This is a genomic window from Streptomyces sp. NRRL S-920, assembly GCF_000717945.1.
Lineage (GTDB): Bacteria > Actinomycetota > Actinomycetes > Streptomycetales > Streptomycetaceae > Streptomyces > Streptomyces alboniger.
Genome location: NZ_JODF01000049.1, coordinates 38,091 through 48,868, shown reverse-complemented (window position 1 = coordinate 48,868; position 10,778 = coordinate 38,091). Strand labels below are relative to the sequence as shown.

Here is a 10,778-nt window from a genome sequence, read left to right as displayed (position 1 = left end):
CCCGGACCCCAACACCCCCGGGGCCCCGCGCCCCACGACCCGAGGAGCACCGAACCGCCATGCCACTGTGGACCATTCACCACACCCCCGGAATCTTCACCGACCACGACAAGAGTCGGCTCGCCGCCGGCATCGCTGACCACTACGAGAAGGTCGGGCTGCCCCGGTTCTACGTAGTGACCCTTTTCCAGGAGATGCCTGCCACGGACTTCTACGTCGGCGGGGAACCCACCCCGGCCGGTGTCCGCATCACCATCGACCACATCGCCCGGCACCACTCCGACCAGGAGAGCCGCCGCCGCATCGCCGAGTGGATCCGGGCGATGCTCCAGCCCCACCTCGAACAACACGCGGGGCTGCACTGGGAGTTCCACGTCGACGAGACGAGCCGGGACCTCTGGATGATCAATGGAATGGTGCCGCCCCCGGAAGGCTCGGAGGCCGAGAAGGGCTGGGCGCGGCAGAACGCGGCATCCCCTTACTGACCGGTCCTTACTGACTGGTCCTTACTGACCGGTCCTTACTGACCGGTCCGCGGCCCGGGTCAGGTGGCGCTGACCGGCTCGGCCTCATTCACGTCGTACATGCCGAGGTGGCGGTCGAAGACGACCCAGGCGATGGAGGTCGCGAGGCCGCAGGCCGCGATGACCAGGGCCGTGGTGGGGCTGAGGAACTGGGAGACCGTGCCGCCCACGAGCGCGCCGATGGGCTCGAAGCCCAGCGTCGTGAAGCGCATCGCCGAGGTGACCTGGCCGATCATGTGCGAAGGCGTCACCATCTGCTTGATCGTCTCGCTCATGACCAGGTTCACGACGATGGCGAAGCTCCACAGGAACATTCCGGCGGCCACGGCCAGGAACTGGAGAACGGAGGAGCCCAGCAGTTCGGAGCCGGGGACGAGGAACGCGCCCACGGTGGGTACGGCCAGGGACAGGACGTAGAGCAGCCGGGTACGCACCTTGCTCATGAACGTGGAGGCGGCTGTCGCGGACAGGACGCCGCCGAGCCCGCCGGCCGCGCTCGCCAGGCCTACGAGGAGGGGGCTGAAGCCCAACTCCTTGACCACGTAGTAGGTGTAGACGGCGAAGAACATCGCGGTGAAGAAGTTGAAGTGGGCCGCGGAGACGATCACCGGACGCAGCACGCGGTGGGAGAAGGCCCAGGTGAAGCCGGACAGGGCGCCCTTGACCGTCTCCTGCTCGGCATCTTCGTGGGCGGTCTCGGCATCTTCGTGGCCGGTCTCGGCGTCCTCTTCCGCGGTGTTCGTCGCTCCCTCCTTCGTCCCCTTCCTCGTGCTGTCCCCCGCTCCGAGCAGCAGCACTGTGCTCGCGATGTAGCTGCATACGTCGGCGACCAGGGCCAGGGGTGCCCCGAGCGCCTGGACCAGGAGGCCTCCCAGGCCAGGGCCCGCGACCTCGCTGACCGCGGTGCTGCCCTCCATATACGAGTTGATCTTGGGGAGTTGGCGGCGGTCGAACGTCAGGACCACGTGCGAGGACAGGGCGGAGTCGTAAAGGAGCGTGAGGGCCCCGACCAGGAAGACGGTGACGAAGAGCAGGGGGATGCTCAGGGCGTCGAGCGCGTAGGCCACCGGGATCAACCCGATCAGCAGCAGGCGCAGGATGTTCGCGGTCACCATGACCGACCTGCGCGGGTAGCGGTCGGCGGTCATGCCCACCCAGAGCCCGAGGAGCAGCACGGCCAGTGACTCGGCGCTGCCGAGCAGGCCCATCTCGAACGCGGAGGCGTCGAGGGTGCCCAGGGCGAGCAGCGGGATGATGACCACGCTGGCCTGGGTACCGAACAGGGATACGGTCTGGGCAGTCCACAGGCTTCTGAAACTGCTGTCTTTGAGCACGTCGAACTCCTGGCGGCACGCCGGTAGATCTGATGAGAGCGGGGGTGGACATCACCGCACGGCTCTGCCTGTGGTGGCGAGAGCCGTGCGGGGGTCAATGGTCGGCCGCCGGGGCCGGTCGGGGCGAGCCGTATTTCGGAGCGGCCGTTACTTGGCCGTGCCGAAGTGGACGGCGACGGAGAAGCGCACCCAGGTCCGCGAGCGGATCCCGCACACGCTGTGGTGGTATCCGGGGTTGATCCGCAGGAGCGCCAGGCGCCCTCGCTCGGGCTGCGTGGCCAGGGAGGCGCCGCTGGGAGCCTCCACGACCAGTTCGCCGCCGTCGCCCGCGGACCAGCCGGGCGAGAGGAAGAAGACGAGCCCGAAGCGCCGGTCGTCGAAGGTGTCGGAGTGGCGGCGCAGGTAGTGGCCGGCCTCGTACCTGGCGATGTCGGCCGAGCGGAAGGAGACGCTCTCGCCGAACGCGGAGGAGAACGCGTCGGCCACCTTGCGGCTCTTGAGCGCGGAGATGAAGGCGCGGATGCCCAGGGCGGACTGGGGGATGTCGCGCAGGCAGCCGCTGCGCGAGAAGCGCCGCTCGGGGGCTGCCTCGGTGAACTCCTGTTCGCTGCACGGCTTCACGTCGTCATCAGGGGTGAGCAGCCAGTGCTCCGTGGCCCAGGTCGGCAACGCGGCCAGCTCGGAGACGAGAGGGGCGGTCATGTCCGCCGGCATCAAGGGCAGGCTGGTGGCCGGGGCGTCGCTTCCCGGCCGCAGCAGACCGAGCGCTTCCGTCACGGGGGCCGCGGTCAGCATGTCGATCGTCCTGCCGTGGAAGGCGATCGCGGCGTCCCTGCTCATGTGGTCCGTGGCAGAAGTGGACTCCTGGTCCGGGACGGAAGTGGACTGCCGGTCCGTGACAGAAGTGGTCTGTGCCGAGTCCTGCATCTTGCCTCTCCTTCGATCGGTAGGGGTCACGCCAAGGGATCAGCGGGCCCTGGTCACCCGGCTCTCGTCCCACACCGGTTCCTGCGTCTGCACGACCTCGCCGTCGGAGCGGAAGAGGAGGTAGCGGTTGAAGGAGCTGGCGAGCCAGCGGTCGTGGGTGACCACGACGACCGTGCCGTTGAACTGTTCGATGGCCTGCTGGAGCGCCTCGGCCGAGACCAGGTCGAGGTTGTCCGTCGGCTCGTCGAGCAGGAGCAGCGTCGCGCCGCCGAGTTCCAGGAGCAGGATCTGGAACCGCGCCTGCTGTCCTCCGGAGAGCGTTTCGAAGCGCTGGTCCGCCGCGGCCGCCAGTTCGTAGCGCGAGAGCATGCCCGCGGCGGCCCCGCGGTCCAGGCCCTCGCGGATGCCCTCACCGCGGCCCATGATCTCTACGAGCGTCTTGCCCGCCCACTCCGGATGCTGGTGGGTCTGGGTGAAGAAGCCGGGTACGACCCGGGCGCCGAGGCGCCAGGAGCCCGTGTGGTCCACGTCGAGGCCGGCCAGCAGCTTCAGCAGGTGGCTCTTGCCCGAGCCGTTCGACCCGAGCACCGCGACGCGGTCCCCGAGGTAGACCTCCAGGTCGAACGGCTTCATGAGGCCGGTCAGTTCCAGCTGCTCGCACGTGATGACGCGCGTGCCGGTGCGCCCGCCCGTCAGACGGGGGACCACGCGCTGCTCCCGGGGCAGCTCAGGCGGCCGGCCGGCTTCCTCGTACTTGCGCAGCCGGGTCTGGGCGGCGCGGTAGCGGGGCGCCATGGCGGCGCTGATCTTCGCCTGCTCGCCGAGCGTGTGTACCAGTTCCTTGAGGCGTTCGTGCTCCTCGTCCCACCGGCGGTGCAGCTCGGCCAGCCGCTCGCGCCGCGCCTGGCGGGCCTCCTTCCATCCGGTGAAGGAGCCGCCGTGCACCCAGGTGGTGCGGCCTTCGAGGGCTACGACCTTCGTGGCGACGTTGCCCAGCAGGGCGCGGTCGTGGCTGACGAGGAGCACGGCCTTGTCGGTCGTGCGCAACTGCTCCTCCAGCCACCGCTTGCCCGGGACGTCGAGGTAGTTGTCCGGCTCGTCGAGGATGAGCACCTGCTCACGCCCGCGCAGCAGCGCTTCCAGGACGAGGCGTTTCTGCTCGCCGCCGGAGAGGGTGTTGACGTCGCGGAAGCGGGCGCGGTCGAAGGGCATGCCGAGCGCCGCGGTGGTCACCACGTCCCAGAGCACCTCGATCTCGTAGCCGCCGGCCTCGCCCCAGGTGCCCAGCGCCTCGGCGTACCGCATCTGGGTGGCCTCGTCGTCGCGTTCCATCAGTTCGAGTTCGAGCGCGTCGATGTCCGCCGCCGCCGCGGCGATCCGCTCGGGAGCGGCGGCCAGCAGCAGATCGCGCACGGTCGACTCATCACGTACGGAACCGATGAACTGCGGCATCATCGCCAGGCCGCCCTGTACGTGGACGGCGCCCGCGCGCGGCTTGAGGCGCTTGCCCGCGACGTTGACCAGGGTGCTCTTCCCCGCGCCGTTGTGGCCGATCAGCGCTGCGACCTCCCCGGCGCCCACGGAGAAGCTGACGTCTTCGAACAGTGTCCGCCCGTCGGCGAGATTGCACTCGACACCGTTGAATTCAAGGAATCCCATGATTCTGAGCTTCGTTCTCTCGGCTTTGGAAGATGCGCTGTGTGCGGGCTCGGAATTTCATGTTCCGGTTTTCGTGATCCGCCCAAAGGGTCCACTACCCCTCCCGGGCGTCGCTTCAATCCCCCGTGCCAATCCTTTATTCCCGCCGCAGTATTCCTTCCGCGGTACGGCCCCAAAGGCCTTCATGCGTTTCACGGATCCTGCCTGGAGAGATTGGCGAACACAAGGGAAGAAATGTCCGCATTGAAGGCATTGGGTGCGCTTTGCGTGGAAAATAAAAATCCTGCCTTGAAGATGCTTGACAAGAACCTGGGGGAATGGTGAAGCTTCCTGGCGTCAGAGCAATTCAGTTCCGATGCACATGAGGAGCGACAGTGAACGAGAACGTTACTGAGACCGCAATTCAGGTTGCTACGCAGGAGCAGGATGACATCTTCTTCATCGAGGAGATGGACGTGGCCGACGCCGCTCAGGTGATGGTCCACCGCTGCTGACAATGTGAGTGGGAGGACAGCCCCGTTAAATCGGGGCTGCCCTCCAACTCCTTGCATCTGTGCGTGTTATTCGCTTCCTGCCTCAAGGATGTGTCGCGGGCTATGCGTGTATGGCTGAACCCTGCCTGGCAACTGGAATCGGCCGGCAGCACGGTGACGTTCCGGGGCGAGAAGAAGAAATACGTCCTCGATGACAGTAAAGGCGTGGTCAGCCGGCTGGTGGCGGCCCTTGAAGACGGCTGCGAAACTGACGCCCTCGAAGCGCTGACCAGTAGCGACTCCGCCTGCGAAAGCCTCGTCGGAGCCCTGCGCAAACGCGGCCTTCTCATCGAGTCGCCCGCGGGGCCGAGCGGCGACGACAGCATCCACGCCCGTCAGTGGGGGCACCTGGCCCTGCACAGCCCCCGCCCTGACGAGGCACAACGCCGTATCTGCGCTGCCACGGTCATGGTCATGGGCGTGGGGGGCACCGGCAGCGTGATCCTCCAGCACCTCATCGGGGCCGGAGTGCGGCGCTTCGTACTCGTCGACACCGACAACGTGCAGCTGAACAACCTGAACCGCCAGTTCCTCTTCCCCGGGGCGGCCGTGGGCGAACCCAAACTGGAAGCGGCCCAATCCTATATTCGTGACCGTGTGTCAGACGCCGAGGTCTCGCTCGTCGACCGGTTCGTCACCTCATCCGCGGACATCGAAGAACTCCTCGAAGCGCATACGGACGTCGATGTCATCGCCGTCTGCATAGACCAGCCGATAGGCAGCATCTCTGATGCTGTGACCGAATCCGCCTGGGGTCGGGAAGTGCCGTCCATATTCGGCGGAGTGGGTATGCAGCGCGGATTCTATGGGCCGCTCTTCGCTCCCGGTAAATCAACTGTTACTCCGCAGCAACTAGCATTTTCCGCGCGCGCGGATGATGCTGGGGCGACGGCCGATTCCGGGAATCTGCGGAGCACGCGCTATTCGTTCGGCCCCAACAACACCATCATCGGTGCCTGGATGGCCTCCTCGATTATTCACCACCTCGCGGGTATTACCGAACTCGTCGACTACGACGTACGGAAAATCATCGACTTCGAAACCGGCCGTATCACCGCCCAGACCCCGTAAACACGCGCCCGGCGCCCTGAAGGCCCCGCCTAGCGCGCTTCGCCGTAACGGCATGGGTTCGCGCCAAACACGCGGCGGTATCGCGCCAAAGGGGAAGCGGCATGCCCAAGCCGATCCGAGTGGAAACGGACCTCATCCCGTCGGGCCTCTACGGCGCGGCCGACGACTGGACCGGCCTGACCATCACGCGCCAACTCGCCCGCCCGCTCTTCGTGGAAGGCCCCGGCCGCACCCTGATGCCAGGCCTGTTGCACCAAGCGCAACGCCTGGACGACAAACGCTGGGACTTCGCCCTGCGGCCCGGTGCGCGATGGTCCGACGGCCCGCCGATCCGCGCTCTCGACATCGCCCGGCACATCACGGCGGTCGCCAAACAGGCCGGCCCCTTCGCCTGGCTCGTGTCGCTCATCGAGCAGATACGGCCCATCGGCCCCGACCGGCTGCGGCTGACCACCCGCCACCCCGTGGGCAACCTGCCCGCACTCCTGGCCAACCCCGTCTTCGGCCCCCGGCACAGCGACCCGGCCGTCACCAGCGGCGCCTACACCCTGGCCGACGCACCACCGGGGGAACTCCGGCTGCGGGCCACCGGGCCCGGACCCGATGTCACGTACGTACTGTCCTCCGACGCCCAGCACGGTCAGCGCCTCTTCGACCGGGGAGCCGTCGACATCACCTGCCCGACGACATTCCCCGTGCTCCAGTGGGCACGCCGCGCCGACTACCCCGACCTACAGGTCGACGACCTCGACATCGCCGTCGCCCTCCTGCCGCCGAGCGGCATGGCCGCCGAACGCAAACGGGCCGTCGCCGCCGCCCTCGACCGCCGGGAGCTGTCCCGCAGGCTGCACGGCGCCATCAGCCCACTCGACTCCCTGACCGGGCTGTGGGATCCCGGCCGTCCCGTCCCACCGGCCCTCGCCTCCCGCGACCTGTTCCCGGCGGCCGACCGCACCCCCATGCGTCTGGTCTTCCCGGACTTCTCACCGAACCGGGAGGCGGCCCACGTCCTCGCCGAGCAGATCGGCGACCACACCGGACTCACCCTGCGGCCCGAGGCCATCGACTACCGGGCGTATCTCACCCAGCTCCCCACCACGTACCGCGAGGACTTCCGGCTCGTGCTGATGGCCTCCCCCTGGCCCGACCCGGTCTCCCTCCTCCTCCCCTTCACCCGGCGCCCCGCGGCCCAGCTGCCCGGCGGACCCACGTCCGCGTTCAAGGACCTCGTGCACCACGCCCTGGCCGCGGACGACCTCGACGACCGGCTCGCCCGCTGCGCGCAGGCCGAGCAGGCGCTGAACGCCACCGGCGAAGTGTGCGTGTTCGGACGGCTCAGGTCGGCGGCCCGGCTCCGCGTGAAGAACTACGTCAGCCCGCCGTCCGGCTGGGCGGACCTGTCGGTTTGCGAACCCCCGCAGGACTGAGGACAGCGATGGCAAAGATCAATTATCTCAAGGTCAACGAGCGGTACTGGGACTCCAACAGCGAGCTGTACCACGACGCCCACCCCGAGCACTTCGACGCCGCCCGGCACCCCTCCTGGGGCATCTGGCACCTTCCGGAGAGCGACCTCAGGATCTTCACGGACGACCTTCCGGCCGGCTCCCGGATCATCGACCTCGGCTGCGGCATCGGGCACGACACCGAGGGGTTCGCCCGCGCCGGGTTCCGGGCCTACGGCGTCGAACTCTCCTCCGGCCAGCTCTCGCGGGCCCTCGGCGAGGAGGCCGCGGGTTTCGTCCAAGCCGCGGCGGAGCGCCTGCCGTTCCGTTCCGGAGCCTTCGACGCGGCCTTCTGCGACCACGGCGCGTTCGACTTCTCCCCACCCCGGCGCCTGCTCGAAGAGGCGCACCGCGTGCTCCGCCCCGGCGGCATCCTCGGCCTGTGCACCTACTCCCCGCTCCTACAGATGTGCTTCGACAACCAGAGCGGCACGGTCGGCGAGCACCTCGCGAACCCCTATGGCGACGCCCGTCTGAAGTACGGCGGCGACGTGGTCGTCTTCCACTCCACCTACGCGCAGTGGATCGACATGTTCCGGGAGTGCGGATTCACCATCGAACGGCTGGTGGAGCCCACCGCCCCCGCCGACGGCGGCACCTACTTCAAGGAAGCCCTGGACCGGGAGTGGGCTGAGAAGTGGCCGGCGGAGGTGCTGTGGAAGGTGCGCAAGACCTGAGTTCCAGCTGCTGACCTGGGGGAGCGGAGTCAGTGGGGAGCCGTTTCCGCGAGTACCGTCGCGATGCCTTCGTGGGCCAGTGCCGCCGCGTACTGATTGCCGAGGCGCGGGGCCATGGCCAGCGCCTGGCGATGCAGCCGCAGCGCCTCTTCGGGGAGGCCCGCGAGGCGGCAGGTCTCGCCGTAGCCGTTGAGGAAATGGATCTTCCAGTGCTCCTCGAACAACTCGTCGAGCAGGGCGAAGGCCTCCCGGTGGCTGGCCAGGGCCTCCTCGTACCGGCCCATCTGACGCAGCGCGACGCCCTGGCAGTTGAGGCACCACGCCTGATTGTGCAGGTGTCCGTCGTCGCGGGCCTGGGCCAGGGCCAGGCGGAGGTGCTCCGCCGCCTCGTCGGGCGCCTCGTGGGCGAGGGCCACGCCGAGGGTGAGCCGGGCCGTCAGGGCGGGCGGCCACGCCGGGTCGGTGTGGGGCGTGTCCAGCACCGCGCGGGCCCGTTGCGCGGCCTCCTCGCGGTGGCCCAGTTGCAGCATCGCCCAGGCCTCGGACGCGGCCGCGTGGGCGGCGCCCGTCGGGCTGCCCGACTTGTCGTACAACTTCCCCGCCAGCCGGAAGAGTTCGAGCGGCTCCGTCACCTGTCCCGCGTCCCAGCTCAGGTAACCGCGGCGCAGGGCAAGCTCGGCATCGGCCCGTGTGTCGCCCGTCTGGGACACCCGGATCCCCGCCGCCTCGTACGCGGCCGCGGCCTCCGCCACGCGGCCCGCGTTGTAGCGCGCGAAGCCCAGGTCGCTGTGCGCTTCCGCCAGTTGCAACGGGTCGCCCAGGCGTTCGGCGGCGGCGAGGGCGCGTTCGAAGAGGGAGTTGAGGTGGGTCGTGCCGCAGCGCCGTGCGAAGTACGCGCGGAGGAAGCGCGGCAGCTCGCATACGTGCGCGTCGGCTCCGACGGCGGCCGCCGTCTCGAAGGCCGCCATCAGATTTCCGTACTCCGCGACCAGCCAGGCGAAGGCCGCGTTCTTGTCGGAGAACCGCGGCAGCTCGGCCGGCGCGCGTCCCGCGGCGGGGGGCCTGCCGGATGACGGGAACGGCATCGCCGCGTCGGCGGCGGCCGCCGCGTGGACGTAGTAGTCGAGTACCCGGCCGAGCGCGCGGCCCCGCCCCTCCTCCGAGTCCTGCTCTGCCGCGGCCCTGCGCGCGTGCTGGTGCACCAGGTCGTGCAACCGGTACTGGCCCGCCGCGGGCTGCTGGACCAGGTGCGCGTCGAGCAGGTCCTCCAGCATCACCCTGGCGGTGCGCAGCGGCACGTCCGCCAGCGCCGCCACCACGTACTCGTCGAAGGACGCCCCGGGCAGCAGGCCCAGCATCCGGAACAGGCGGGCCTGCCCCCGGTCCAGCTGCCGGACCGACATGGCGAACGCCGTGTCGAACTCGCTCGCGCCCTCGGCGAGCCGCTCGACCAGGATGCCCACGGTCCAGCCGGGCCGGTGCCGCAGCCGGGCCGCCGCCAGCCGCAGCGCCAGCGGGAGGTGACCGCACAGCCGCAGCACCTCGGCGGCGGACTCCGGATCGCGGGCCAGCCTGCTGCCGGTACCACCGGGGTCGCCGCTGGCCCGGGCCAGCAGCTCCGCGCTCTCCCGCGCGCTCAGCACGTCGAGCGAGACCGGGGGCACCTCGTCCAGGTCGAGGAGGCGGTTGCGGCTGGTGATCAGGGCGACCGAGGGGCCCGCGCCGGGCAGGAGCGGGCGTACCTGCTCGGCGTCGGCGGCGTTGTCGAGGACCACGACGACCCGGCGGCGCGCCAGCTCCGACCGCCAACAGGCAGCCAGCTGTTCGACACCCTCCCGTGGGACCCGTTCGGACGGGACGTCGAGGGCGCCGAGCAGCATCCGCAGCGCGGAGTCGGGGTCGAGGGGCGGCCGGCCTTCGGTGAACCCGTGCAGGTCCACATAGAGCTGGGCGTCCGGGAAGTCGGCGGCGAGCCGGTGCGCGGCGTGGATCACCAGAGCGGTCTTGCCGACGCCCGCCATCCCGTCGACGGAGACCGCCCGGTGACTTTCGACAGCGGCGAACACGGCCGCGAGCCGCTCCTCGCGCCCGGTGAAGTCGGACACGTCACGCGGCAGGTCGTTGCGGGGCAGGGCCCGGACCTGACGGCTGCTCTTCGGGGGCGCGGGCAGCGGGGCCGAGGTCCGTTCCCACAGGGGGCGCAGCGGGCGGGGGTCGCGTTTCACCAGGCGGCAGAGGGCGACCACGGCGGGCCAGGGCGGGACGGTCTGACCATTGAGGTAGCGCGACAGTGAGGACGAGCTGAGGCCGGTGTCCCGGGCGAGGGCCCGTACGCCGAGCCCGGACAGCTCCTGGAGCAGGCGTAACCGGGCGGCAAGCTCGTCCTGAGGGGCGCCCTTCGCTCCTTGCCCACGTTCGGCGGCTCGCCCTTGACCGTGACCGTCCATCGTTCCCCCGTGTCCCCGTGTCCCCGTATCCCTGTGTCCCCGTGTTCCCGCTTCTCCGGCGCCTCGCGCCCCGTCCCGCCCTGGCCGAAGTTTCCCGAGCC

General features: G+C 69.5%; 8 protein-coding genes. 4 read left to right on the top strand and 4 right to left on the bottom strand.

Annotation, left to right across the window (positions count from 1 at the left end; all coding sequences use genetic code 11):
• The first annotated feature begins 59 nt into the window (after positions 1 to 59).
• Positions 60 to 485 (top strand): tautomerase family protein, encoded by a 426-nt coding sequence (locus IG54_RS0128245; RefSeq protein WP_030790504.1) that lies wholly within the window; start codon positions 60 to 62, stop codon positions 483 to 485.
• A 59-nt stretch (positions 486 to 544) separates the two neighbouring features.
• On the opposite strand, the gene IG54_RS0128240 is transcribed toward IG54_RS0128245, so the two are convergent.
• The 3 genes from IG54_RS0128240 to IG54_RS0128230 all read right to left on the bottom strand — a co-directional run bounded on the left by IG54_RS0128240 (position 545) and on the right by IG54_RS0128230 (position 4,444).
• Entirely contained in the window at positions 545 to 1,858 is a 1,314-nt protein-coding gene (locus IG54_RS0128240; protein ID WP_030790501.1) for an MFS transporter, read from the bottom strand.
• A 147-nt stretch (positions 1,859 to 2,005) separates the two neighbouring features.
• Positions 2,006 to 2,785 (bottom strand): 2OG-Fe(II) oxygenase, encoded by a 780-nt coding sequence (locus IG54_RS0128235; RefSeq protein WP_030790497.1) that lies wholly within the window; start codon positions 2,783 to 2,785, stop codon positions 2,006 to 2,008.
• A gap of 39 nt (positions 2,786 to 2,824) precedes the next feature.
• On the bottom strand, positions 2,825 to 4,444 hold the full coding sequence (locus IG54_RS0128230) for an ABC-F family ATP-binding cassette domain-containing protein (RefSeq protein WP_030790493.1): 1,620 nt from the start codon (positions 4,442 to 4,444) through the stop codon (positions 2,825 to 2,827).
• A 596-nt stretch (positions 4,445 to 5,040) separates the two neighbouring features.
• Here IG54_RS0128230 and IG54_RS0128220 point away from each other — a divergent pair.
• From IG54_RS0128220 to IG54_RS0128210, 3 genes are all read left to right on the top strand, one after another.
• Positions 5,041 to 6,048, top strand: coding sequence for a ThiF family adenylyltransferase (locus tag IG54_RS0128220; protein WP_030790490.1), 1,008 nt, complete (start codon positions 5,041 to 5,043; stop codon positions 6,046 to 6,048).
• 101 nt (positions 6,049 to 6,149) lie between these two features.
• Positions 6,150 to 7,475: an ABC transporter substrate-binding protein gene (locus IG54_RS43500; protein WP_030790486.1), complete on the top strand. Its 1,326-nt coding sequence runs from the start codon at positions 6,150 to 6,152 to the stop codon at positions 7,473 to 7,475.
• A gap of 8 nt (positions 7,476 to 7,483) precedes the next feature.
• Positions 7,484 to 8,230, top strand: a complete 747-nt coding sequence (locus IG54_RS0128210; protein WP_030790484.1) for a class I SAM-dependent methyltransferase — start codon at positions 7,484 to 7,486, stop codon at positions 8,228 to 8,230.
• 29 nt (positions 8,231 to 8,259) lie between these two features.
• On the opposite strand, the gene IG54_RS0128205 is transcribed toward IG54_RS0128210, so the two are convergent.
• Positions 8,260 to 10,677: a helix-turn-helix domain-containing protein gene (locus IG54_RS0128205; protein ID WP_030790480.1), complete on the bottom strand. Its 2,418-nt coding sequence runs from the start codon at positions 10,675 to 10,677 to the stop codon at positions 8,260 to 8,262.
• Positions 10,678 to 10,778: the final 101 nt, after the last annotated feature.